At 37.9% G+C, this 25630-nt stretch carries 24 protein-coding genes; 8 read left to right on the top strand and 16 right to left on the bottom strand.

What is annotated here, in order from left to right:
- Positions 1-146: 146 nt before the first annotated feature.
- Complete coding sequence (locus tag AAEO57_RS10005) at positions 147-527, bottom strand: winged helix-turn-helix transcriptional regulator (protein ID WP_341692127.1); 381 nt, start codon at positions 525-527, stop codon at positions 147-149.
- Between the two features lie 141 nt (positions 528-668).
- On the opposite strand from AAEO57_RS10005, the gene AAEO57_RS10000 reads away from it, so the two are divergent.
- Together AAEO57_RS10000 and AAEO57_RS09995 are read left to right on the top strand one after the other, a co-directional pair.
- Positions 669-1046 carry a DoxX family protein gene (locus tag AAEO57_RS10000; protein ID WP_341692125.1) on the top strand — a complete coding sequence of 126 codons (378 nt, stop codon included), beginning with the start codon at positions 669-671 and terminating at the stop codon, positions 1044-1046.
- Complete coding sequence (locus AAEO57_RS09995) at positions 1043-1351, top strand: putative quinol monooxygenase (RefSeq protein WP_341692123.1); 309 nt, start codon at positions 1043-1045, stop codon at positions 1349-1351. Before AAEO57_RS10000 ends, AAEO57_RS09995 begins: the two co-directional genes overlap by 4 nt.
- A gap of 537 nt (positions 1352-1888) precedes the next feature.
- On the opposite strand, the gene AAEO57_RS09990 is transcribed toward AAEO57_RS09995, so the two are convergent.
- Together AAEO57_RS09990 and AAEO57_RS09985 are read right to left on the bottom strand one after the other, a co-directional pair.
- Complete coding sequence (locus AAEO57_RS09990; protein ID WP_341692121.1) at positions 1889-2710, bottom strand: hypothetical protein; 822 nt, start codon at positions 2708-2710, stop codon at positions 1889-1891.
- Between the two features lie 107 nt (positions 2711-2817).
- Positions 2818-3009 carry a hypothetical protein gene (locus AAEO57_RS09985; RefSeq protein WP_341692119.1) on the bottom strand — a complete coding sequence of 64 codons (192 nt, stop codon included), beginning with the start codon at positions 3007-3009 and terminating at the stop codon, positions 2818-2820.
- 470 nt (positions 3010-3479) lie between these two features.
- On the opposite strand from AAEO57_RS09985, the gene AAEO57_RS09980 reads away from it, so the two are divergent.
- The gene (locus AAEO57_RS09980) at positions 3480-5300 is read left to right on the top strand and encodes a phospholipase D-like domain-containing protein (RefSeq protein WP_341692117.1); all 1821 of its coding nucleotides are present in this window, start codon (positions 3480-3482) and stop codon (positions 5298-5300) included.
- A gap of 87 nt (positions 5301-5387) precedes the next feature.
- Positions 5388-5684, top strand: a complete 297-nt coding sequence (locus tag AAEO57_RS09975) for a hypothetical protein (protein ID WP_341692115.1) — start codon at positions 5388-5390, stop codon at positions 5682-5684.
- Between the two features lie 181 nt (positions 5685-5865).
- Here the strand turns inward: AAEO57_RS09975 and AAEO57_RS09970 are convergent, their stop codons facing one another.
- The 4 genes from AAEO57_RS09970 to AAEO57_RS09955 all read right to left on the bottom strand — a co-directional run bounded on the left by AAEO57_RS09970 (position 5866) and on the right by AAEO57_RS09955 (position 8691).
- Positions 5866-6336 (bottom strand): JAB domain-containing protein, encoded by a 471-nt coding sequence (locus tag AAEO57_RS09970; RefSeq protein WP_341692113.1) that lies wholly within the window; start codon positions 6334-6336, stop codon positions 5866-5868.
- 238 nt (positions 6337-6574) lie between these two features.
- Positions 6575-7891, bottom strand: coding sequence for a PcfJ domain-containing protein (locus AAEO57_RS09965; RefSeq protein WP_341692111.1), 1317 nt, complete (start codon positions 7889-7891; stop codon positions 6575-6577).
- Positions 7888-8268, bottom strand: a complete 381-nt coding sequence (locus AAEO57_RS09960) for a PcfK-like family protein (RefSeq protein WP_341692109.1) — start codon at positions 8266-8268, stop codon at positions 7888-7890. Before AAEO57_RS09960 ends, AAEO57_RS09965 begins: the two co-directional genes overlap by 4 nt.
- Before the next feature lie 33 nt (positions 8269-8301).
- Positions 8302-8691, bottom strand: coding sequence for a single-stranded DNA-binding protein (locus AAEO57_RS09955; RefSeq protein WP_341692108.1), 390 nt, complete (start codon positions 8689-8691; stop codon positions 8302-8304).
- A 377-nt stretch (positions 8692-9068) separates the two neighbouring features.
- Here AAEO57_RS09955 and AAEO57_RS09950 point away from each other — a divergent pair, with 377 nt between their 5' ends.
- A complete protein-coding gene (locus AAEO57_RS09950; protein WP_341692106.1) occupies positions 9069-9842 on the top strand; it encodes a hypothetical protein in 774 nt (257 codons plus the stop codon).
- A gap of 17 nt (positions 9843-9859) precedes the next feature.
- Here the strand turns inward: AAEO57_RS09950 and AAEO57_RS09945 are convergent, their stop codons facing one another.
- Together AAEO57_RS09945 and dinB are read right to left on the bottom strand one after the other, a co-directional pair.
- Entirely contained in the window at positions 9860-12913 is a 3054-nt protein-coding gene (locus AAEO57_RS09945; RefSeq protein ID WP_341692105.1) for a DNA polymerase III subunit alpha, read from the bottom strand.
- Complete coding sequence (gene dinB / locus AAEO57_RS09940; protein WP_341692104.1) at positions 12914-14098, bottom strand: DNA polymerase IV; 1185 nt, start codon at positions 14096-14098, stop codon at positions 12914-12916.
- 288 nt (positions 14099-14386) lie between these two features.
- Between dinB and AAEO57_RS09935 the strand changes: the two genes are divergently transcribed.
- Positions 14387-15034, top strand: a complete 648-nt coding sequence (locus tag AAEO57_RS09935; RefSeq protein ID WP_341692103.1) for a hypothetical protein — start codon at positions 14387-14389, stop codon at positions 15032-15034.
- A gap of 151 nt (positions 15035-15185) precedes the next feature.
- On the opposite strand, the gene AAEO57_RS09930 is transcribed toward AAEO57_RS09935, so the two are convergent.
- The 7 genes from AAEO57_RS09930 to AAEO57_RS09900 all read right to left on the bottom strand — a co-directional run bounded on the left by AAEO57_RS09930 (position 15186) and on the right by AAEO57_RS09900 (position 22573).
- Positions 15186-15752 (bottom strand): hypothetical protein, encoded by a 567-nt coding sequence (locus tag AAEO57_RS09930; RefSeq protein ID WP_341692102.1) that lies wholly within the window; start codon positions 15750-15752, stop codon positions 15186-15188.
- A 33-nt stretch (positions 15753-15785) separates the two neighbouring features.
- Complete coding sequence (locus AAEO57_RS09925) at positions 15786-16484, bottom strand: hypothetical protein (protein WP_341692101.1); 699 nt, start codon at positions 16482-16484, stop codon at positions 15786-15788.
- Positions 16485-16695: 211 nt separating this feature from the next.
- A complete protein-coding gene (locus AAEO57_RS09920) occupies positions 16696-17706 on the bottom strand; it encodes a hypothetical protein (protein WP_341692100.1) in 1011 nt (336 codons plus the stop codon).
- Positions 17707-17870: 164 nt separating this feature from the next.
- On the bottom strand, positions 17871-18839 hold the full coding sequence (locus AAEO57_RS09915) for a PDDEXK nuclease domain-containing protein (protein WP_341692099.1): 969 nt from the start codon (positions 18837-18839) through the stop codon (positions 17871-17873).
- Between the two features lie 26 nt (positions 18840-18865).
- Positions 18866-20857, bottom strand: coding sequence for a conjugal transfer protein MobC (gene mobC, locus AAEO57_RS09910; RefSeq protein WP_341692223.1), 1992 nt, complete (start codon positions 20855-20857; stop codon positions 18866-18868).
- 19 nt (positions 20858-20876) lie between these two features.
- A complete protein-coding gene (locus AAEO57_RS09905) occupies positions 20877-22178 on the bottom strand; it encodes a relaxase/mobilization nuclease domain-containing protein (RefSeq protein ID WP_341692098.1) in 1302 nt (433 codons plus the stop codon).
- Positions 22163-22573: a plasmid mobilization protein gene (locus AAEO57_RS09900; RefSeq protein ID WP_341692097.1), complete on the bottom strand. Its 411-nt coding sequence runs from the start codon at positions 22571-22573 to the stop codon at positions 22163-22165. The genes AAEO57_RS09905 and AAEO57_RS09900 overlap by 16 nt, the downstream gene beginning before the upstream one ends.
- Positions 22574-23407: 834 nt before the next feature.
- Here AAEO57_RS09900 and AAEO57_RS09895 point away from each other — a divergent pair.
- Both AAEO57_RS09895 and AAEO57_RS09890 read left to right on the top strand, forming a co-directional pair.
- Positions 23408-23698 carry a hypothetical protein gene (locus AAEO57_RS09895; RefSeq protein ID WP_341692096.1) on the top strand — a complete coding sequence of 97 codons (291 nt, stop codon included), beginning with the start codon at positions 23408-23410 and terminating at the stop codon, positions 23696-23698.
- A 329-nt stretch (positions 23699-24027) separates the two neighbouring features.
- Positions 24028-25560 (top strand): MauE/DoxX family redox-associated membrane protein, encoded by a 1533-nt coding sequence (locus AAEO57_RS09890; protein WP_341692095.1) that lies wholly within the window; start codon positions 24028-24030, stop codon positions 25558-25560.
- Positions 25561-25630 lie beyond the last annotated feature (70 nt).

The raw sequence follows: 25630 nt of genomic DNA, 5'->3' as shown, positions 1-25630 counted from the left end.
TAAGAAAATCAGCTTTTTTACGAATTTCATCCCAAAACCAAAAGATAAGCCTTGGAGAAGAAAGTAAAGATTCGGATCGTTTTCCAGACCTTGTACAGCATATTACACCGGACTATAATTAACAGGGCTGTACTGTATTTCAAGTATCAGCCCTGTTTGATTTTTTGCCTGTGCATGGTCCCCCACTCTGCCAGTGCGTGAATAACATTTTGAAGTGTATAGCTATACTCGGTAAGGACATAGCTCACTACAACGGGTACTGCATTATCGACATTCCTTATAACAAAGCCATTTTGTTCGAGGTCCCGAAGATCATTGGACAAGGTTTTGGCCGATATTCCCTCCAAAGAGCGCTGCAGGTCATTAAAGCGTGTATGCCCTGATGAAAGGGCAATGATGATGCGCAGTTTCCATTTCCCTCCTATTGCGTAAAGGGCATCTCCCACCGGAAGCAGATTTGCCCTGCATACTTCATGCAGGGAATGATCTGCTGCGGCCATATTGTTGTTCAGGTCGCTATTTTTCATTTTTACTGTGAATTTTAATTTACCTATAAATCACTAACCTAAGTAACACTACTTTACTTTACGATACTACTATCCTTTGATATACTGCTAACTTATCGAAAGTAAAGATATGTAAATTTGCATCTAATCAAGACTATAAATATGAAAACAAAAAAGATTATCACCTGGACAATTACGATACTTGCAGCGGCCTTAGTGGTGATGAGCGGCGTTATGAAACTGCTGCAGGGCGATGAGATTACCGCCAAAATGCAGAAAGTATCGGTTGACCAGTACATTATCGCGCTGGGGCTTATGGAAATTTTATTTTCCGCACTTTTTGTTTTTCCCAGAACCCTGAAAATCGGCTTTATCCTACTGTCGTGTTATTTTGCAGGCGCTCTTGCCGTTGAACTGTCTTACGGCAGCCCCAAGACAGCCCTTATACCGCTGGTGCTTATATGGGTTTCAGCATTTCTAAGAGACAAGGAAATTTTTACGGCCGGCAGTGACATTTCCCAAAAAAAATGGCCTATATGAAAACAGTAGAAATCGTATATGTTTCGATGACCTGCCTGGAGCAGGATATACAGAAGTTCTCGGGATTCCTTCTGGAGATAGCCCGTGATGTACGTCTTATAGAAGGATGCATAAAATTTGATTATCTCAACAGCCCTGAGAGTCCGAACCGGTTTGTTGCTTACCTTGAATTTGATTCCAAAGAGAGCCATCAGCGCTATAAGAGTTCCGAGGCGGTGGGCAAAATAAACCGCTGGCTGTTCCCTCTTCTGAGCCACCCGCCTGATTTCCGCCATTACAGTGCGGAGCTGGTTCAGAGCAGTTAAGCATGAGGGGCAAAAAGTTGAGGCCCTAAATTGGAAACGCTGACTTTCAGCTGTTTTTTTATTAAGACAGCCCCTTAGAATGCCGTTCTGATCAGAGAAATACCACTCTCCCCCATCGAGCGATAGAGATCTGTTACGGCATTCCTATTTCTTTTTAATTGCAACTTTTGATTTCGCTGCGGTCCTCTTTGCGGTTTTCTGTCCGGCTCTTTGCAATATGGTCATTAGAAGCAATTCCCATCCCGGCCATTGTATGCGCCAAAAATAGTCCCTTTTGTTGTATCCATTAATTGGGTTGGATGGCTCATTGCAAACTGGAAAGCTCTGTCTGCCCTATTTTGTTTAAATGCAAAAGGGAAATAAGGGAATATAAATATTTAAAGCAGGATTATCGGTCTTAAATGGGCGGATAATCCTGCTTTGAAATTTTAAAAAGCACCTTAATGATTACAGATCTTCAGAGAAAAAACTTATGCTATAACCAGGCATAACAGTACCCGAAGTAAAACTTGTCTGTCTGAAATTAATTCATTTAAATTAAAACTCCAATTCATATCCCATTTTTAGTGCCCATTCTTTTAATTTTGAATAGGGAAATTTATTTATGGATGAGTAAAATGCGATTTTCTTAAGGTTTCCTTTTTGGGTTTTCAAATCAGAAGAACATAACCAGGCCAAATCACTTTTGCTGAAACTCATCCCTTTTTCTACTCTCTTTAAATATTTATCCAGATCATTATTCAAGTCCAGATTTTCATCTTCGCTTAGAAAGAAGGCTTCAAAAATTTCGATGTATTCGTTTATGGTAATCTTTCTGTTATTTCTGCTAAATCTGTTTCCAAAATGCTCTCTAAGCCATTTTGATAAGGTTCTCTTATTACATTCAAATTCCTTTGCGATTGTCTCTTTAGTTACAAACACTAACCCTTTTGTGCGTTCTTTGCATTCATCGATGTTTTTTCCCTGCAGGTCAGTGTTAAATACAGTTTTAAAATTATACTCCGCAAGTGGTTTCTGCATCTCAAAGATTTTCTTTATCCCATCATGATCTGTAATTAAATTCATTAATTCATCTGCTGATTCCTGCAGACTGGAAGAAGTTTTAATTACCCCTGTGATAGTATCCAATTGTATTATTTCTGATACCTTAAGCCAAAAATCCAAATTAGTTTCATTTTTGAGCATTTCAAAAATTTCCTGATCGCTATATGACTGGTCTTTTAACTGGGTTAACCGGCATATTAATTCTTCTCTTCCCCCATAAAACAGAGCGAAAAAAGCATTAATTATTTCCTGCTGCTCTTCAAAGGAGAGCTTACTGCAAGCTGCGGCATGATTATCTAAAACTTTATTTAGCATAAAAAATTGCGGTTTGTAATCGGGTAAAAAAAGATGAACTAAGATAATACATTACAGCAGCTTTGATGATCAAAACCTCAGGTAAATATCATGAAATTTATTTCGTTTCAATCATAATTATACTCCCAGTCATCACCAAAGGTATCCTCGTCCCAATCACAAGGATCGTCTTTGCCTGCAGTGGGTTTTCCAGCGCTCTTTTGCCGAGACATCATATATTTACCATTATTAGGGTTTAGTTGATTTGACCTGTTATCTACTGCTTTTTGTTCAGCCGGATTTGTCCTTGCTTTTCCCATAACCATTTGATTTTTGTTTGACATTTATCTGCTCTTTATAAGTTAGTATGCCAAAAGTAAAACAAAGAAAAAACAGCGATCCAAATTATGCACGATAGGTAATTAGATCTGCTTTTGCTGCTCCTCGGTATGAACATGAGAGAGAGTGGATATACAAATCCCATCAGAAAATACGCTCAGATTTCAGCTTGACCACCAAGCACCTTATCCCCAGGAACATGAAATTAACATTCCAAGACTTAAAATGGGCAACTAGTGAATTGAATAAAGCATGTAATTGGCCAGCTTGAGGCAAAAATATCAAAATGCAGGCAATTACATTTTAAAAACAAGTAAAACTACCTGATTGTAAACCAGTTAATTATAATAAATTTAATCCCATATTTCAAAAAAATTAAAGATAAAAGCCGTTAAACGTTTTGTATCTGCCTTTTTAAAATTACAACAGCCAATAACTTAAAAAAACAGATATGGAAAAATACTCCTCTGAAAATGGAATGAGTGTGCTTGCACATAAAGGTGATGCTATGACACTGTTAGCTTTTGACCTTGAAGAAAGCAGAAAAGAGAACCTTGCCGGTTTTACAATAAAAATTACTGTTACGGGCCGCCCTTCTTATTTCATTTATAACCGGATGAAACTAAGGGACGCTATTGTACTTCCCGACCAGCCTGAAAAAGAGTCGCAGTACTTCAGCAGTCTGTATGCTCCTATCCAGAAATTCAGATGGATTCATGTACCCTCTACCATGCATTACTGGAATGACCCTTATTTTGGCGACTATACTTATGAAGTATATCCTCGTTATTTCCAGGACAGTAAGCTTCTAGCGCTTGATGAAACCCTCAAAGCGACTGTAACCATAGATGTAAGTCCTTTCACCGACGAGAAATGCGAGGTTAATTTCACAAGGTCTTTCATATCCTCACAGGCCTTCGCACACCATTTCGGGAATCAGATAAAACTACGTCCTAAAGTAAAAACATTAAATTTTGACATAAAGGAAACAGCTGGCTCAACGATCAAACTTGATCAGAACCACCGGGAATATGAGCGTGAATTCACTTATGAAGAAATCCACAAATATCTGGGATGGCAGGCAAGAAAAAAAATCAAAGACACGCTGGATCTGGTACTGGGAGACAAAAATTTATGCCTTGATGTTTTTGCCTATGACCTAAATGAACCCTATATTGTAAAGAGTCTGCTTACCTTAGCATCAGAGGGACGCACCAAAATCATTCTAGATGACTATCCCAACCACAGCGGACCGGAGGACTATGAGACCCTGTTTGAAAATGAATTCAACAGCATTGCCCAAAACAGCGGTGATTTGTTCCGCGGGCACTATAGGAGTCAGGCGCACTCAAAGTTATTAATTGTCAGAGAAAACACTCCCGATAGAAAAGCTGTCAAGGTTTTGACCGGATCAGCTAATTTCACTACAAACGGTTTGTATATAAATGCGAACCACCTGATCACTTTTAATGATCCTGCTGCAGCCCAGCTTTATGCAGATGTCTTTGATAATTCATTTGGAGCTGACAAAATGGATAATTTCGCAGACAGCGTTTATGCCGGGACTGATTATGATTTTTCAGCATCTGACCCTGTGGATATGACCATTCGTTTTTCACCGCACACCCGTGCGTACACCGATATTCTTTTTGATAAAATCTCCAACAGAATAGCTGATGCCGAAAGCGATGTGCTCTTTGCAGTGATGATAGACAACAGCAGAAGCAGCATACTGGATGCCCTTCACACCCATCTGGCATCGGATAAGATTTTCACCTTCGGCATCACCGATGAAAATGAAGACATTCAGCTCTACAAACCCAATAGTACTCAGGGCGTGAAAATCAGTGCCCTTGATATAGAAACACAACTTCCAAAACCTTTCAGTGAGATTGCCAGACAGCCTGGTCTTGGGCATGTCATACATCATAAATTCATTGTGGTGGATTTTAAGGGTAATAATCCTGTGGTTTACTGCGGCAGCAGCAACCTTGCTTTCAACCCTGAGCAGAAAAACGGAGATAACTTAATTGAAATACGAGACCGTGAGATTGTAACGGTTTTTGCCATTGAGGCTATAAGGTTAATAGATCATTTCCACTGGATAAACAAAAAGGCGCAACCCGCAGCAGGAAATGCCGACCGGGAACTTTTCCTGCATGATAACTCAACAAGCTACAAGTGGTACGAAAAATATTATAATTCAGCTGATCTGCGATGTAAAGAAAGGGAACTGCTGATAAAAAAAACAGCCATCTCAGCTGATTTATAATTGAATAAGACAATAATGACATTTATTATCAAAAAAAAAAACAAATGACCATTAAAACGAACAGATAATCTGCCTGGAATACTGTATTTGAGAGCTGCAGAAATCGGATACGAATTTACTGAAGAAGACAAAGAGTTGCTGCTTGAAACTTATCAAGAATTAGATGATATACTCAAAGAGGCAGCAGCTTATATAAATGTAAAATTTCAAGGCAGAGAAGATTATATTCATGGATGGAATAAAATTGATTTTGGTACCAAAATTGGTGATTTTCAAATTGCAACTACCGATCGTGAGCATATAAAGCGAGCGTGGAAAGATGGAGTATTTGATTTAAAGGAGTTATTAAAATCTTTACGAAATGAAGTTATATTATTGATATAACCTGAAAAAGAAAAAGAAAAAAAACACACCTGATTCCAAAAACACTTTCCTTCATAGAAATACTTTCATGGATAGCCTGCATCATTGGGACCATAATAGCTTTATGCGCATTGATCAAATAGTACTTCTTAAATATATACTATCCTTATGCCTATTTCTAATATTAATTATTATAAAGGAGCTAAAAAGCTCCTTCATCTGCAAAGGAATAATAGGTTTCAGGGGTAATGATCAGATGATCCAGCAGTGTGACATCCAGAATTTTCCCTGCTTCTTTCACTTTTCTGGTTATCTGTATGTCAGCTTCAGAGGGTCTAGTTTGTCCCGATGGATGGTTGTGGATCATAATCAGCGATACTGCATTTGCTTTAAGTGCAGCTGCAAATATCAGTCTGAGGTCAACTATGGTGCCTGAAATACCTCCAGAAGATACTTCGTAAATGCCAAGTACCTTATTGGACTGATTGATAAGAAGGATTTTAAACTGCTCGAAAAATTCAATTGTATCGGAATTCCAAGACTGGAGCACCAGCTGGTAAGCCGTTTTTGAAGAATTTATAAAAGGTCTTTCGGATGCTTTTACTTTTGTTTTGTAGACCAATTCAATTTCTGCTACCTGATTCCAGTTCTGAAGTGTTTTAATAGTTTCCATGATTTCTAAAGTTTTAAGATTAATTATGGAACCTGAGCCGGGAATGAGTAAGCGAGCCAAAAAAGCAACGCAATAAAGCAGGGTTTCGCCCCTGCATTTATGGGGGAATTTTTTTGGACGAACCGCATCTTGTTCCCGAACTTTGTTTTGGAATTAAGCCTGAACCTCTAGGACAATATCCCCGCCTTTGAGTGTCTGGGCGCGAAAATTTAACATTATGTTATAAAAAAGCCGAAAACTAATTTTCGGCTCTCTCTGCTTTTTTATTTTTTATGCGCTTTTTAATCTGATACAGATTCTTGTCCAATAGTTTGATAATCTGGGAGTGGTGCGGGGAAACTTTATTTTTAGTTCCCCTGCACTGCATTATTTCCAGTGATGGAAGCGCCACTTCAATAGTCTCTACCGGTTTGTTTTCGAATTTAGCCGAAAGGATAAGGGAGTTTTTCTTTTTATAGTATTCATTGGTAAACAAACAGTGGCGCAGTATGTCCCCTTGCTCTAGAAAATCCCTTACGCTTTCCATGACGCAGATGCTGAGATTTTCCTCTGCAAACTCAAGTCCGAAAAATTGTTTCTTCTGCTGTTCATAGCTGACCTGCGCCTGCTGTATTTCCAAACGAAGTTCCCTGATATGCTGACGTCTCTGAATTTTACGTTTTCTCTCCACCAGCCTTTCATGTTGCTGTTCCAAGTTGTCGGGACATACATTACCCGCATCACTCAAATCCTTTTTAAACCATCTGAGCAGAGCGATGTAATCTTCCCAAAGTCCGAAGTCTTTTACCTTATAACTGTTTTTAGCGCATGCTTTAACTGCCTGCCAATTTTCATTGATATGCTGTGAATGAGACAACAGATAATGCTTCAGAAAATCGGTCTGCGCTGTCTTAAGGAGTGTTTCAGCATGGGAATCTTTCAGAAGAGCCGTAAAAAGCATCTGCGGTGCTATGCCGTAAAAACTGCCTTTGAAACCATTTCTTCTTAAGACTGCAAGTGTCTTTGCACCTGAATAAACCTTATAGGGATTTATGCGGTATTTGGGAGAATTTTCAAAATTCTTTGGTCGGATTTCAAGAGAGGAATAATATTTCCATGCATCATAGGCATTTGAAAAAACATTGGTGCCAAGCGAAAGGGTCCGCACCTCCCCTTTTGGATTAATCCAGTGCTGCATGACTTCCTTATGAAAATAAGACGGCAGGAAATTCTTTTTCATTTGTTTGTGCGAACAGATGATGCGCACCACCTGAAATCCCGCACAGACATCCACAACAGCCCAATACTCTATTTCCCGGAAATTAACCTGATTGTACTTTTGCATTTTGAGTTTGCCCCCGCATGCCGAGCATCTGATATACTTTTGGCAGGATGCTTTCTGCCCATCAGGTTTCCAAATGTGACTGCATTCAAGGCAGTGGAATTTTCCCCTTGAGAGCACACCCCATTTCAGGAAAATGTTTTTTTCTGCCCAAGACTGCATCTTTCCTGTTACAGGCGCAAGGGAAGCACTGAGACCCGTTATCTGTTTTTCGATGATGGTTTTAGGTATCATAAGTCAAAAAGTGTTAAGGTTTTTGATTCAGGCTTAGAAGCAGGCATCTTGTTTTCTGCAGGAGGCATGCTTTTGGAAACTTCAGGTAAGGAAGTGAACAAATCGGCTTTGGCAGGCTGATTGACCACAGCCCTGCAGTTTACGGGCTGTGGGTGTTCAATAGCATCATCGGAGTAATATTTAACAGCCAAGTCAAATATTTCCTGATCGGCAAAGGCGCATAACCCCGTTTTTTTTACCTCAGCAAAAATGTAATTAAAACAGCCTTCCAAGTTCTTGGATGCTTTGCTGAAATTTTGTGCAAAAGCGGTATCGCTGAGCGCTTTCCCGCTGAGGAAATTTTCAATTACGGCTTTAAAATTGTCAGAGGTTTTCATAACTTATTTATTAGGCTTATACATTTACTTGGATTAAAAAGGCAGGTCGTCAGGTTCTTCATTTTTACTTTTTTCAGAAGCAACATTCTTTGCCTGAACAGGCTGAACATCGGATGTGAAAAGCAGTATTTTAATATTACTGGTGTGAAAAGTGAGGCTTCCTACCGCTTTACCCTCAGCGCTGAGATAGGCATTCACTCCGATTCGTCCGAAGAGTTCCACCATTGTCCCTTTTTTGAGCCATTGGGCAACACCTGCACTGAGCCAATAAGAGCAGTCGATATAGGTGACTATTTTTTTAACTTCCGTGCTTCCTTTGGCTTTGTAAGTGTCATTAACTGCAATGGAGAAATTAACGACCTGTCTGTCTTTTGCTGTGTTGGCGACAACGGCATCTCTGGTTAAGCGTCCTGTGATTTCCATAATTTTAAAGTTTTAGATTAATACTGCTTCTTCCCGCCTGCCTTGCAAAAAATTGTTTTCAAAAGAAAAAACGGAAAAAAAGAAAGCAAGAATCAAGTGGCCGGCTAGAGGATGCGGAGTGCTATAAGTCCCAAAGGGCGGCAGTGCCGTTATGCGCCCGGAGCATCCGGCGGACACTATCTTGGCTGCCTTTTTATCCGTTTCGAGTGAAAACAGCCAAACCTTAATCTATAAAATTCATTGATGGATGGCTTAAGAAGACAGCAGGAAGTCCTGTGGGAGAAGGTTTTCAGATAAATCAAAAAAATAATAGACTTAAATTTAAAAACAGCACAACTTTTTGATATAAAAATGATATAACTATTTTTATAACTTATATGAACACATTACAAAATCCCATGACCCAGAATCCTTTTAAAAAAGAAATCTTCGAAGTATTAAGAAAATCATATGCAGAATGCCAGATCTTTAATCTCTCCTTTGACGAAAATGTTACAAAAATGACAGAATATTATATTACTGTAAGCCTAAGCAAGGAGCTTTTGAACTGGAATGAGGAAAATAAGTACCCTTTTAAAATAGAATTAGAGAAGAATACCACCCGGCTATTTCACGATTGTTTTGAAAATTACAAACAGATCGGAGATAAATGGAATCCAGGAACTTTTGCCAGCCATTCCAATGAATTCAAGGAAAGCCACGATGCGATACGCAAAGGAAAAGTCGATATAGCGCTCAGCAGAACTCACAATTCAAGAAACATTTCAGAATATATATTTGAAGTGAAAGCTGTAAATCCAGACATTGGGGAATTAAAAAAAGATTTTCAGAGAATACAACAGTTCCTTAATGCAGAGGTTCCAGACTTTGAAAATTCATTTAAGGGTGGTTTTTTGGTTTTTCTTAAACATCATAATAAAAACAAAATACAAAACAGAGAGAGTCTGATTGAATCACAAACTACTTACATAAACAACCTAAAATCACAACTTGATGAAATAAAAGCAGCTGGTACTAAATTCAGTATCGATTGTAAGACAATTACCCTCTCTGATGGTGAAAGTCTTCAATTACAGAATGGTTATGAACATGGAGAAGAAGCTTATAAGACCTTTTTTGCTTACGGAGTTATCATTGCGATTCAAAAGTAAGGTATTGTAAAAAAGTATTATTTCATTTTATGTCTTGGCAAATTAATCTCGTGCTCTTGCGGGTAAGGCGCACGCTGGGTCATACTCACATCTTCACGCAGCTGCTCGTGGACTTTAAACTGCCTGTCGGTCGTATTGGAATATCTCGGATCAGCAATAAATGGCATTTTTGCCATTTTGGTTACGGTAATGGTTGGAAAATGGTAATCTACCTCAACAGTGCCTAAAAGCAAATAACAGCCTCCGCCCAGAAAGGGATATTCTCTGAGGCTTTCCGTGAAATGCGCTGTGTCAAAGAATTCCCCATCAGCATCGATCCAAGTACCGAAATACATCGCACCCATTTTTGTTGGAACATGTTTTCTGGACACCAAATAAGCCAGCATGCGCACTGTTTTTTTATGATGTTTCAAGAGATCCTTTGCCATTACATCCCCCCTGAATTTTGTCTGCAGCAAATCAAAAGGCGTGCAGGAAACCGGAAAACTCAAAAGTTCAATCTCATCAAAAGCATCTTCAAAAGGAGAACGGGCCAGTTCCGGCAGTACATATTCCCTGACGGGTTCCTGCAACAGAAGCAGGGCTCTGTTCTCTGGTCTGTAATTCACCATTATAAGCCTGGCAATGACCAGCAATTGATTTTTTGTTTTTCCGGTAAAGCGGAATGCGCCAATAAAAATCAAAGTTTGTATACCTTCAATACCGATAGGAATACGGTTTATAAAATCATCCAGTGATTTATAATCGCCGTTATTGCGGCGTTCCTCTTGTATCATGACGGCAATTTTTTCCTCCAATCCCTGAAGTTGCATAAACCCAAGATATATGTCGGTTCCATACAGCGTAGTTTCAAATTTGCTTTTGTTGACACATGGGTTGTGAATGGCTGCTCCGGACATCCTGGCTTCATGCACATAAACTTCGGTTCTGTAAAAACCACCCTGATTGTTAATGACTGCCACCATAAATTCTACAGGATAGTGGACTTTGAGATAAAGACTCTGGTAGCTTTCAACCGCATAGGATGCAGAGTGCGCCTTGCAGAACGAGTATCCTGCAAAGGATTCGATCTGCCGGTAAATTTCCTCGCTGAGCTTTAAAGGATGACCCTGAGCTTGGCAAGACACAAAGAAATTGTCCTTCACTTTCTGAAGCGCTGCCTTGGAACGTCCCTTTCCTGACATAGCGCGGCGCAGGATATCCCCGTCTGCCGCGGGCAGACCGCCATAATGCAGGGCAATTTTGATTACGTCCTCCTGATATACCATAATCCCGTAAGTCTCGCCTAACTGCTCCTTGAAAACCGGATGAAAGTATTCGAATTTATCGGGATAATTGTGGCGGAAAATGTACTCTTTCATCATCCCGCTTTGGGCAACACCGGGACGTATAATGGAAGATGCGGCAACGAGTGTTTTATAATTATTGCATTTCAGACGGCGCAAAAGTCCTCTCATAGCAGGACTTTCTATATAAAAACAGCCAATAGTCCTGCCCATTGCTAAAAACTCATTACAACTGGCTTCATTTTTTGAAATGGACGTATCGCGTATATTAACCTTGATGCCGCGATTCTTTTCAATAAGTTTGACACTGTCATCAATATGCCCGATACCGCGCTGGCTTAAGATATCGAATTTTTCAAGTCCGATCTCCTCTGCCGTATGCATATCAAAAAGTGCAATGGGAAAGCCTTTGGGAGGCATCTCCAGTACGGTATAATCGGTAATAGGCTTCTCGGAGATCAGGATTCCGCAGGAATGCATGCTTCGCTGGTTGGGATATTTCTCCAGAAGCATTCCAAATTCCTTTACCTCCCTGACCACTTGATTCGTGGCATGCAGTTCCATGGGATTTTTAGCAAGTGCATCGAGCTCTTCTTTTGGAAGTCCAAAGACTTTTCCCACTTCTCGAAATATGGATTTATACTTAAACTCGACGTTAGTGCCGCAGAAAGCAACATGCTGCTGCCCATACTTATTGAAAATATATTCCAGTATTGTATCGCGCTCTTTCCACGACCAGTCAATATCAAAATCCGGCGGACTTTTTCGGTTTATGTTCAGAAACCTTTCAAAATACAAATCCAGTTCCAGCGGGCATATATCTGTTATTCCCAAGCAGTATGCAATGATACTGTTGGCACCGCTGCCACGCCCGATATGGAGAAAGCCCTTAGAAATACTGTATTGGACAATATCCCATGTAATTAGGAAATACCCGCTGAATTCCAGCTGATCTATTACCTTAAGTTCCTTGAGCATACGCGCTTTTGCGTCTTCATTGTTTTTTCCGTAGCGCCACTCAAGACCCTGCTCTGCCAGGGCGGTCAGCTTGACCATATCCTGCTCACGACTACCTGTGAAATATTTTTTGTTTTTCGGGGTTTTAAAATCAAACTCAAAATTACACTGCCCAATGATTTTTTCAGTGTTGGCTATAATAACGGGATACTGGTCGTAACAGGCTGAAATTCTCTGCACATCTACCATCACTTCTGAACCCTTACAGCAGTCATCTGAAGTCAGTCTGGACAAAATAATATTCAGATCAATTGCGCGCAGGATTTTGTGCAGTTTATATTCCTTTTTGTTTCTGAAGGTTACCGGCTGGAGTATGACCATTTTCTCCTGCCTATCCTTCCAATCTGACAAAACCAGTTTAGAGAGCTGCTCTGGGCGGATTCCGATAAACTCATTTTCTTTCAAAACAGCAGGTACGTTCTCCAGGGGATAAATAATAAAGACATGCTGGAAATCCGGAGCAGCGTCAGGTAAAACAATGCCGTGAATGTTATGCCAGGTTAGAAAACCGTTCATTTCAGCCAGGCCTTCCGCATTTTTTGCCAGGCCTATAAAACGAAGCTGGTGCTCGTATCGGAATTCCATCCCGACAATAGGCTTAATGCCCACATCCTTACAGCCTTTTATAAATTCATAAATTCCTGTAACCGTGTTTATATCGGTGAGCGCCATAGAAGCAACCCCGCATTTTACTGCATGAGCAATCAATTCCTCCATAGGAATGGTGCCGTAACGCAGGGAATGGAAGGAATGGCAATTGAGATACATCTACCGGGATTTACGTTTTAAAATTTCATTTTTATTGTTGGGCTTAAAAGTCGCACCGGCGCACCGCATAACAGCATCAAAACCGTAACGGGTTTTCATCCGGTCCATGGCCTGATAGAGCGCGAGCATTTCCTCGGTATCCTGAAAAATATCGATCTGATAGGTCCCCCGTACCAGTCCGCTGAATGTTACCCCGATAAGACGGAGCCTCATTCGCCGCTGGTATAATTTTTCAAACAGATCCACAGCGGTCTGGGCCAGGATATGATCTGCCGAGGTGTACTGCACGCGGCATTGTTTTGTTTCTGTATCAAAATTGGCATAACGGATTTTGATCCTGACCGTTGAGGTCAGCCACTGCTCTGAGCGGAGCTGAAAGGCCAGTTTTTCCACCATTCCCAGAATTACCTTTTTCAGGTGGTCGATATCAATGGTATCCTGCTCGAAGGTCTCTTGGGCAGCTATTGATTTTCTCTCCGTATAGGGTTCCACCGGATTATTGTCAATCCCGTTGGCTTTCTTCCATAACTCGATTCCGTTTTTGCCGATCATTCGCTGCAGGGCTTCGGCGGGCATTTCGGAGAGGGTCTGAATGGTCCGGATTCCAATTCTTGAAAGCAACTGAAAGGTTTTCTCCCCTACCATTGGAATTTTCTGGATGGAAAGCGGATTGAGGAAAGGCTTCACCAGATGCTCCGGAATTTCAAGATTCTGTTTTTGTTTTCCTTCCCCGGTGCCAATTTTGGAAACGGTCTTATTAACGGAAAGTGCAAAGGTCAAAGGAAGGCCTGTTTCACGTATTATGGTCTGGGCAAGTTCATTGGTCCATTTGTAGCTGCCATGAAATTTATCCATTCCAGTGATGTCAAGATAAAACTCATCGATGCTGGCTTTCTCCACCACCGGGGCTTTTTCCTGAATAATTTCCGTGATGTCGTGGGAGAGGCGGGAATAGAGTTCCATATCGCCTTTCATGACTTTGGCATGAGGGCATAAACGAAGTGCCATGTGGATCGGCATTGCCGAGCGCACCCCAAAGCGGCGGGCTTCGTAGGAGCAAGATGCCACTACTCCCCTTTCCCCTCCTCCAATAATCAGCGGTATCCCGTTCAATTCCGAATTTGTCAGCCTTTCACAGGAGACAAAAAATGCATTCATATCTATGTGTACAATCGACCTTGCCATATCCTTCCCATTTTTATACGAGTCAAAATTAGCACAGATAAGAACAAAATAAAATTTTTAAATGTTACATTTTAGAACAAATTGTAAAATCTCTTAATTAACAGTCCATAGAATAAACCCTTAAAAAAGAAATTAAAGAAAAAACTTATTGATTTTTTTGATTGTATGGTCCCAAATTACAACTAAGAAATTGATTTTTTTTTTTTGCGATTTACCTTTATGTGTAATAATCATTTGCTTGTAAAAAATAATCTTATATTCGCCAACGGCTTCCAAGGATTATAACAAATGAAAAACCACCTAAAAAATCTGAACAGAAAAAAAACGCAAAGCCTTAAGAGGGCCCATGCTGCCAGGCAAGACTGGAGTTCCTTACGTGAACTTGCAAGAGACATTTTTTCACAGATCATAGATACTGCTTCTGAAATAAAATATTATGATTCTCTGTACATCATTGATGATCAGGATTCGATGTTGCTAAGAACTACAAATTTCTCAAACTTTATACAGTTTTACATTGGGAAAAGACCATCAGGAAGATTTCATCAAGAGTTTGACAAAGAGGGACAGCTGCTGAAAAGTGAACTAGAGGTAATAGATGGCGGGGCGTTAATAATTTCACAGTCATCAGATGGGAAGGTGAATTTTGTAATTTTTCCCGACACAATTAAAAACCAGCAAAATGAGAAACCTTTTATCCGGTCTGTTTTTAAAAATCCCAGTAAAGTAAAGTATCATCACATTAAAGAGGCTGGTGAAGATTTTTTAACCTTTATTGTACTGACCAGTCCCGACTATATACCAAATAAACTGGAGAAAATAGAGTTATATATGATAACTAAAAAATATAAAAAAGACATCTTTCCTTTCCTTAAAACACTATTTACCTGGGGATTACGTATCATTTCATTTGCAAAAGGATTCGTTGCTGCCTAAAGAGATAAGTTACATTTTCTTTTGAAAAAGCACTATTCTGAAAAGATGACGGATTGAGTATTGACTTTATGCTTTCAATTAATAAACGTTACTTAAACAATTAATTCCCTCCGCGTTTATACATAAAGGGAATTAATATCCATGTATTAAATTAATTTCGGATTCGAAGATTGATGAATGTCCTGTGTTTCTCCATTTCCTGCTCCACATTAATATCTGCAATACTAATTGGTGTCAAATCAACGGGATTACGGCTTTTTATATATTCCAGTAAGCTGTTTACCTGATGGTAAATACTATCAAGCCACTGCTGATTAACGATAGTAGAATAATACCTATTATCGAGAATTCCTGTTTCATTTCTAAAATCAATTTCACTTTCCAGCTGATAGCGAAGATATACCTCGTATTGTTCAAGGTTTGTTGTAATGATTTCATTGTATTTTAATTTCGAGTCAGGCTCAAGCAGATCAACAAGTTTTGCCAGCTTGTGTGTTTTTACTTTATTATATGCTTCTTTTATTTCTAGACGGGTTTCAAGAAAGATCAAAGATTTTAAAGCGCATTCCAAGGCAAAGCACAAATCAACGAGTAATTTGCTTCTATTGCCTAAATGAGAAGCATGCTCGTTTAAGATTTCATAACGCTTTAGAAATTCATGCGCATCAGTGTAGAAGAAATCAGAAATTTTATTTTGTATCGGCATTTGAAGTGTCATTTATTTATTAGAGGTACTGCTGCTTAGGACACCTCAGGGTGTCCACCATTCGAAGTTATCCTTAAGATCATACAGATTATCCATTTTTCTGGCAAAAACTCTTCGCAGGGGATTGTAGGCGGGATCAGGATTTCGTAATTCTCCTAAATATGTGCTAAAATACGCTTCCAATGCATATTGAAGCAAGGTCCTGTATATTACATTCCCCTTCTGTTTCTGTTTAATAAATTTTCGATCTGAGGGATTATCATTTGAAGTAGCATTAATATGCCAGTTTCCTTTTGTTTTGGCTTCATGCATTAATCCGCATCGCACCTGGGTATAAAAAGATGCTGCACTAAAAGGAGTATTTCTGGGATTTCCTGCTTTGTCTTTCGCATGAAAAATTCCTTCAAAAATTGCAGCCGTAGTAAGGAATCCTGTAAACAGCGAACTGCTGTTATTGTATTCATATACGGGACTGTTAGGAGTTAATCCATAGTTATAAACTGCTCCTTTTTTAAACGCGGCAAACATTTCAATTAACGCACACTGCAGAGTTACTATTGCAAAACCCTCCCCCTCTTTGGTATTGGGATGGATAAGATTGTTTATTGCATTTAAATATTTTGTTAGAATTCTATTTTGAAAAATCATTACAGCGGTATTCCACTGCCCTGAGTAATCATAAGAATTATTCAAACTGCTTCTTATGGCAACCCATTGATCAATTTCTTTGATTTGTCGTTTCATTAAAAGGGAATTAAAAGACCAATGTACATAAAAATAATTCTGTTTAAAAACTAAATAAAATGTCGTTTCAATATCAATACATCTCCTTGTACCCCCCAACAAATGAATAGGAAATAATGCTCTAAACTACTATAACCACTTACGTTCAGGTAAGCGGCTCTATCCGGACAACCGATATGGAAAGTCCAAATAACCGTACCCTTTTTCCGCTTTAGTTACCTTCCATAATAGTCGCTGCCATAATTTTTCTAATATTTTCAAAACTATATTTTTTGCCAATGGGTTCCTCGCTTGCCGCAATATTATATAATATTTTTTGCTTTAATCTTACATCCATTTTTCCTGAAAAACCTAATTTTTGGTGTAATTCATCAAGTATTTCAATATATTCGTTCATTCTTAAAGCTGCTGCGTGATTTACAAAATTTTGAATAATTTCATGCAGTTCACTTTCCTTAATTGACAATATCCTCTCTGGCGTAAAAGCTGTGTTATATTCCGCTTTTTTTATTAAAATTTCAGAACCGTAAAACGTACATTCCATCGCTTTTAAATACGTGGTTTTAAAATAGAAAAACAGAATAAACTCGTCAACCATAATTGAATACGGCCGAATATTAAAAGGTGAGCAGTGAAGATATGTATGAGGTACCTGCTTATAATTAGCCGCCCTTACTAATTTATATCCAATATCTTTCAAGTCTTCATCAGAAATGACTAATTTATAATCCGTCAGGTATTTTTTTAAAATTCTTCCAAGTTTTCTTTCTTCCTTTTCTTTAAGCTTAATTCCGCACTTTCCAAATATGGACAATCTCCAGAGAATTGAAATCCAAAACAAAAAACCGATACCTTCCTTTTCAATACTTTTATAACCGGTGTGATGGTCTGCTGTTTTAGTTAAACTTACAGCATACTGGCTTTCCAGATTTCCTAAATTTTTTTCGCATTCAGAACAGAAAAAATGGTCTACTACAAGAGAGATATCATTATTTTCAATTAACTGCTCGTCAACTTCTCCATAAATTTTCTCTAAGTCTTCAGGGAGTATATTTCTACCAAAATACCCCTTGGTTTCCAGTTTTCCTATAAGAAATCCTAACTCCTTGCCCCTTCCTTTTGCCCCAATCTGGTTATCAATACGTTTCATTAAAAAATGTGGGACTATATGGGAACCTGTTTTATCAGCTTCTTTATCTTGGCATAAAAGGCATTTTTTCATAATTAAAATCTGTGGGGATGGCTTTTTAAACAAGTACAAATTTAACTGCAATTTTCAACCTTTCGCTGGCAAAATTTAATTTTTATGCTTTTGTATTTAAGATTTCAATCATCGGACACTTTTTTATAAATCCAATTTCAAAAAGCATGAACAGCGAACCATCCCTATTCCAATAATTCATGCATTTTTTGCTGCAGTAATTTTTTGTCTGGAAGCTGTATCTTATATTCAGCAACCATAGTAGAAGACATACTCCTATTGAGTGCATACTCCACTACTTTGCTGTCTTTATCGGTGCACAATAATATCCCAATACTTGGATTTTCATGAAGTTTCTTAACGTCCCGATCCAATGCTTCGAGATAAAAATTCAGCTGTCCTAAATGTTCAGGCCTGAATTTATCTGCTTTTAGTTCGAAAGCAACTAAACACTGCAGTCCTCTGTGATAAAATAAAAGGTCAATGTAAAAATCACTGTTGCCAACCTGAAGTTTATATTCCTGATCGATAAAGATAAAATCTTTGCCCAATTCCAAAATAAAATTTTTCATCTGCTTCATTAATCCCTGTTGTAATTCATTCTCACTGTAGGGGTCAGGAAGATTTAAAAAATCAAAAATATAACTGTCTTTAAAAGTATTGCTCAGCTCAGTATGTATTTCCCGCACCAGTGGTGCGAGTTTTGAATTTCCAATCATTGTCCTTTCAAAAAGACTTGAAGAAATCTGGCGTTCGAGTTCTCTTTTGCTGTAGTTTTCACTTTTAGAAAGTACCAGGTAAAACTCGCGTTCCTCTACCGACTTACATCTTGCAAAAATAATCAGATTATTGGACCAGTTAATTTCCCGCACCAGTGGTGCGAGTTTTGGCGTATCTTTATAAACTTCATAAAACTGCCTCATACGCCAAAGATTGGCATCCGAAAATCCTTTTAAGTCAGGCTCGCTTTTTTGCAGAAAATCAGCCAGCTGCTTTACAACTGACTTGCCCCACTCTGCTGTTTGGATACGATTGTGAATATACTGTCCAATATTCCAGTAGAGATTAATCATCTCAGTATTAACAGCTGCAACAGCTTTTGATCTGGATTGTTTTATTAAGTGGACTATATCTGTAAATTGCTGCTGTATCATTTTTTCTATATTTCAAATTTTTACTCTTACTTCTTATTTTTCTTTATTACTAAATAAGCCCGTTTAGGATCATTGATTAGGCTTTCCGTTTCGGCATGAATTATATCCTTGATATCTTGTTTTATCTGTAGATAATTACGCTGTACCATTGCATTATCGACTTTTCGGATAACGGGAACATCCTGATAATTATCCTGCTCTTTTTTTAAGGCCTGGTGATCATTTACAATTTCGGAATGAAAAATTTTTAAACCTATTTTACAATCAGGATCATCCGCTACCATCCCTACAAATTCACCGGAGCTTAGTGCTGAAATTTTCGAGGGAGGAACCGCTGATTCCAACTGTTTGGAACGGCTGATTGAAGTATCTCCGCTATTGATTGAAAGGCTTTCCCTGTCCTGCATGATCTTTCCAAAACGCTCTGACAATTGTTTGGCAGTATCTCCTGTGACCTGCCCGCTGACGATATTTCCGGTAATGTTCATAATTACATCTGCCTGCTCTCTTCCATAGTCTTTGCGCAGCTGGCTAAAGTCCTGAATCCCCAGGCAGGTTGCTACTTTATTACTTCTTGCAGTAGCGATCAAACTGTCCATATTGTTGAGATAAATCGTGGGGAATTCATCGAAAATAAGACTGCTTTTCTGCTTGTTTTTTTGGTTAACCTGTTTCACCAATCGATTTACATATAGTGACAATACAGCTCCATATATTTGAATTTTCTGCGGATTATTGCCCATACAGACAATCTTTGGATCCTCTGGATTATTGATGTCCAGAGTGAAATCATTTCCTGATAAAACATAATATAATTGTGGGGATGAGAGTTTGGCCATTGCTATTTTTGCCGAAGCAACCTGACCTTCAAGCTGCTCCATTACGTCATTTAAATAGGCATTAACAAAAGGGTTGATGAGCACCTCAATTTCTTTTTCGGTCCTCAATAATGTGAAGAGACTGTCATATTCTTCCTGCATGAGTTCAATTACATGGGGAAGAGTACAAAACTCACCGTCCTTATATCTTCGTAAATACCATATGATTGCTGATAGAAAATTAATGGGTGATTCTACAAAAAAATCGCCCTGTCTTTTAATCCATTCCCTGTTTAGTCCTAAGAGAATTGTGCGTGCTGATTCTGAGGCATCCGTTATATCGCTCATGGCTGAAGGCTCCAAAGGATTACACCGATTAGTTCTGGTGAGGTCATCGAAATTAATCACAAAAAACCGGGGTAATTTTGGATATAGGTGTTTGTATGTAAGCCAGGTATTGTAGGCAATTCTGGTGAGGTCATCAAACTTGAAATCATAGATAAACATGGTGAATTTTTTACGGATGTGCTGGGTAATCACATGACGAATGACAAAGTATGATTTCCCCGAACCGGGACTTCCGCAAACAAGCAGTCCCCGAAAGGGATTAATGATGTTTATCCAGCTGTTTCTTATCTTATCCCTCAAATGGTACCGGGCTGGCAGGTTAATAGAATATTCATTTTCCCGAAATCTTTCCTCCTGAGGAAAAGTTTCATTTTCAGTATTGAAAATATCTTTGCCGTTGAGCCTGTTTTTTATAATTCGCGATAATAATGTCCCCCCGGAAAGCATGAGAAGAAAACCGCTGGAAGTAATGGCCATATAGGCAACGGCTGCCAGCAATAATTCTATTTTCAGGTATAATGAAAGATAACTTATAAAGTAAATGAGGATACCCGTAATAATGTAAGCGAAGGCTGTTTTATAATTGAGTTTTTCATCTTTCCGCCCTTTGGCACCCATTAAGGAAATAATCAAAAATGCCAGTGCAAAAAGTTTAGACTTATGAAAATTACTGAACAATCCCGTCTGATAAATGTTGCCCAGGATTTTATCACTAAACCCGCTGACTAAATTCCACTGCCTGAAAGCTGCGTAGAGGTAATAATAAAAATGCATTATTAAAATGATGATACTGATTAATCTTGTCATATCCAGGATTTTTCTCAGTGCCTGTTCGTTTTCTCCGGTCTGCATCGCCATAATTTAAAGTTTATTAATTATTAGACTGTCCTTTTCTTTTTTTCTTTTTCTTTCTGAGCTCGTATGGAATGTAATTAGCGGTCTGCTCAGACTGTGTGAGCATATCCCATAACTGTCCCATTATAGTATCGGCGCCTGCATATCTGCTGTTTTGGAAATCATTTCCAAACAATGCTGCAATGATCTGCGAAGTGGGTGATTCAAATGTATTCTGCTGTAATTTTTCAGTATTTAAATCCAAAGTTTTTTGCCCTGTCTGAGCAACAAGCCCGCAGCGCTCCTGTATCGCTTTTGCACTGTACATCTTACCGAGTGTACTGCCGTTAAAAACACATTTTGTGATGTGGTCCACATAGGTAGTACCATAAATCAATCCTTCTTCATTTTTTCTAAAAACAGTATTGATTCCATCTTTTTCAAGTGTTTTTACCAGATCTGCAAGTGATATTTCCGTTCTTAAAAATGCCATATCAATAGCGTTTTTTATCCTTCTTATATCTGACATCTGGCTGGTTTTATTTGCTGCAAATTTTTCTTCCAGAAACCTCAACGTTGGCTTATTGTAAAACAGACTGGCTTTTATGGGGACTCCAATAGGTTTACCATCCTGATCGAGTATGCGATACATTAATCCATTTGAATTAAACATTTTTGAATTTTCATCACCTCTGTCTGCCAGCACATTATACTGCCTGAGAACGGCATTAAGCTGCGGAAGGCTGGAATATTTATAAGAGAAAAGCACTTGATCCAATACATTTGTAATAGCACGTTTGGAATCGCTCTTGCCATATTGCACCTTCCCCATTAGTATAGGCTTAAGTTCGAAATCAGAACTGTTTTTATTTCCCTGCGCTTTGAGGATTCCGAAAATTTCTTCTATTTCTTTTCTTGCCGTTTCAGATTGGTTTCTGCCGATATTCTGCATGTTAATCCGTCTGCCGTCACTCTTTACATTTATGGAGATTACATGCAGGTGCGGATGTCCTGAATCGTGATGTTCATACACCAGATAAGGCTGATCTCCAAAACCTATTTTCTCCATATAGGTATCGGCAATGCGCATTAATTTTTCGTGGGAATAATTTTCCGAAGGATCAAAATTGAGCGAAATATGCACCGTATTGCGCTTTGCATTTTCATTTAATTCCAGCTGTTTTAAAAACCGGTTTATTTTTACGGCATGGCTCATTTTATCCACATCAATGGGATAATTCCCTGCTCCAATACATGCTGCAACAGCCTCTTTTACTTTGTTTTCATTATAGTAAAAAACCTTGTGAATGGAGTGACCTGTCTTTATGACCGCAACCATTTTTCGGATATTTTTTGGATGCCAGTTTTAATTTCCTCTATCTTTTCAAAGAGGATTTTTTTGTCCATTTCAGCGCTTATTATCCATACCTTAAATTCCGGAATCCGTTCAAGGGTATGGAGTTTTTTTACTGCCTGATTAAAGTTATTCCCAATGGCATTCAACTCCTTGTAGAGCTGGGTCAATTCGCGGGTCATATCATCCAGGGACTGATTCCTGTAGATGGTATTTATAGGCTTATCAAACAAGTGCCTTCGGATATAGTCACTAAGCTTACGGCAGGTGCTGGATTGCCATTTTTTCTCAATTTTGCTGTACTCTGAGGGCGTAAAGCGCAGCCCGACAATACGAGTCCTGTTTGAATTTTCCCTTTTCATGATTTCTTTCTTTTTCATTATAATCAAACTCTTTTTTCCTTTCAGTTCCACTGCTAACGAGTCCCGAGTGAAAAGCAGCAAGAAGGCTGTTGTTTAACAACAGGACATCTTGCCGATTGCAGGAACGTTGCAATCCTGCTGATACTTTAAATGTTTGCAAGACATTTAAAGTATTTTAAAATATCAAAACTTAAATTTCTGTTTTACAGGCTCTTTTATAGTATCAACTAAGGTGTTAACAGCATTTCAATTATTTATACAATCCTATCCTCAGAGCCACTAAAAATTTCAATCTTTTATATCCCTGATTTGCCACAGTCAGGAAAAGTGCACACTGCCCTGTAGCTTAAACCCTTTATAACCGGAGCCTCTATAAAGCCAATTTATTCCCTAAATTTTAGATTAAAACCGTGCTCTTTCCAATTAATAAAACCTATTTTAAAACAACAAAATCCTGACTTATTTTAGGAAGGTTTTTACTTTTTCTTTTAGTAGGTAAAGACTATCATTAAGTCCTTAATTACAATTACCCTTTTAAGTAGTACTCAATTTATTCCTGACTCACTTTTGAAAAATTACTTTGCATCAAATTATGACTAAGAAAATTTCACGACATCTAAATTATTTTGTCCTATTAATAATTCCTTTTAGATCTAATTTTTACACATTTTTTTTATAGTTATATCCTTCTAAAAAGCTAAATTAATTTTAAGATACACGCCCCATATATACAGTACAAAATTAGTTAAGCCGCATCGATTCTACCTATCATGGACATATTATGTCCATGATACTTTACTAAGGGCTTTATACCTTTGTATTAATAATTTATTAATTAAAAATGTGAAGATTATGACAACAAATGAAGTGGCCAAAGTTTTTGATACTGTACTTAGTATCCCTAGCATGAATGATGTAGTGAAGATTGATTTGAAAATTTCACGTAAAAATGTGCTGTTATTAAACCATGTTATCGAGCGTGGATTAGCGATAAAAGCCGATGATAAACCATCGATTCTTTTAACCGGTATTCCTGAAGAAAACCTACAGGAATTAAAACTCTTTGGAGATGAGTGTTTACAAAAAGCCGGACTTATAGAACTTAGTGAAAGACTAATTGCACTTAGTGATACCATTAAGTAACTCCTATTAAGAACCAATCGTATTAATTGATGCCAATAGAAAATCAGTTTCTATTGGCATCTTTTTTACTGCAATCGGAACTTTTTTAGTTTTTTAACTATGATTGAATGTTATTGAAAAATCTTGGCACGTTTTCGATAACAACCAAAATTACAGTCTATTGTAATTTTGTCCCAGATATAATTTCAAACAAATTGAATTCAGAATATAATCTATTATTTTTTCCTGCAAAAGAAAATTATTAATCTATAAAGCTAAATAAGATAAAAGAATTTATATCTGATTTGGTATTTCAAACTTAAGTTGTTTAAACTAAACTTGATGAAAAAATGAAATCAAATATCAATATTAAAAGTGTCACTGCAGAGTCGATCTGTCTACTATATATTCTGTTGTTTGTTTATGCGGCTGTGAGTAAATTATTGGATTTCGAAAACTTTCAAGTACAGCTTGGACAGTCTCCCCTATTGAGTGCTTATGCGTTATGGGTTTCCTGGATGGTCCCTATAATTGAAATAATTATAGTACTACTATTGATTATCCCAAAGTTCAGAAGTTTAGGCTTTTTAGCTGCATTTAATCTGATGGCTATGTTTACGGTTTATATTTTCATTGTGCTGCATTATGGTTCTTTTGTCCCTTGTTCGTGTGGAGGAATACTGGAGAAAATGAGCTGGAATGTTCACATTGTGTTTAATATTGTTTTTGTGTTACTGGCAGCATTAGCTATTGTATTGAGAAATGATTTTTCGGGAGTGGGAAAACAGAATCAAAATCATAAAAGACCGATAAAAAAACTAGCTGCTTCTTTAGTCATCAGCACAGTAATAATAATCCTTTTGTTTTTATCGTCAGAAGAGATAATGCATCATGACAATCCATTTATCAGACGTTATCCGCAACATCCGGCAATATTGTATCAGCAAATAGATTTAAAATTTAACTCTTACTACTTTGCCGGATATACAAACGGAAAAATATATCTTGGTAATTATACCAATCCACTGCAGCTTTTATCAATGGACAGCTCACTCCAAAACCAGCAGAATATAAAGATTTCATTTGATCCTAAAAAAATACCTTTTCAGATGGCAACCATTATCGTTAAAGGACCTACTGTTTATCTTAAAGATGGAACCGTACCTGCTGTTTATAAAGGAAGCATAAAAGACTGGAAAATTAACAAGCAACTAAAAGGCATTCCCTATTTTACACAAGCTGTGGCTATAGACAGTTTAACTCTTGCATTTCGGTCTAATGATGGAAAAAACTATGGAAATATTTTAGGCATTTTTGTCTCAGACACAACTCCAAAAGTAAAGTATAAAAATTCTTTATTGCAGAAACAGATTGACGGTGTTTTTGATACCGATGGAATATTATTGTACAGCGAGCAGGCAAACAAAATTGTGTACCTCTATTTTTACCGTAACGAGTTTATCATTGCTGACAAAACAGGAAAGTTAGACTATCGGGGACAAACGATTGATACTACAACCAAAGCAAAAATCAAAGTATCTTATCTTAATAATCACTCAGAGAGAAAAATGTCCGCTCCCCCATTTATTGTCAATGCAAATGCTGCCGTTTATGAGAACCTGCTTTTTGTCCATTCCAAAATAAAAGGAAAATTTGAAAATGATAAAATTTGGGATCAGGCCTCGATAATTGATGTTTATAACCTGAATAATAATTCCTATTTGCTGAGTTTTCCTCTTTACAATATTGCAGATAAAAAACTGGATTCTTTTATTGTAACATCAAAATATTTATATGCTATCATTGGGAATGAACTGGTTGCTTACGAACTAAAAACTATCCTAAAAAAAGAAATAAAAAGCGCTGGTTTGAAAGATAACTAACGTAAAAATATACTGATCAGTATCAGGAAAAAGATCGAATACCTGTAGAAAAAAGTAGATCAATTTTTAA

The sequence above is a fragment of the Flavobacterium calami genome, assembly GCF_038290035.1.
Lineage (GTDB): Bacteria > Bacteroidota > Bacteroidia > Flavobacteriales > Flavobacteriaceae > Flavobacterium > Flavobacterium calami.
The sequence above is the reverse complement of the archived record's forward strand: the minus strand, read 5'-3'. Positions and strand labels throughout refer to the sequence as shown.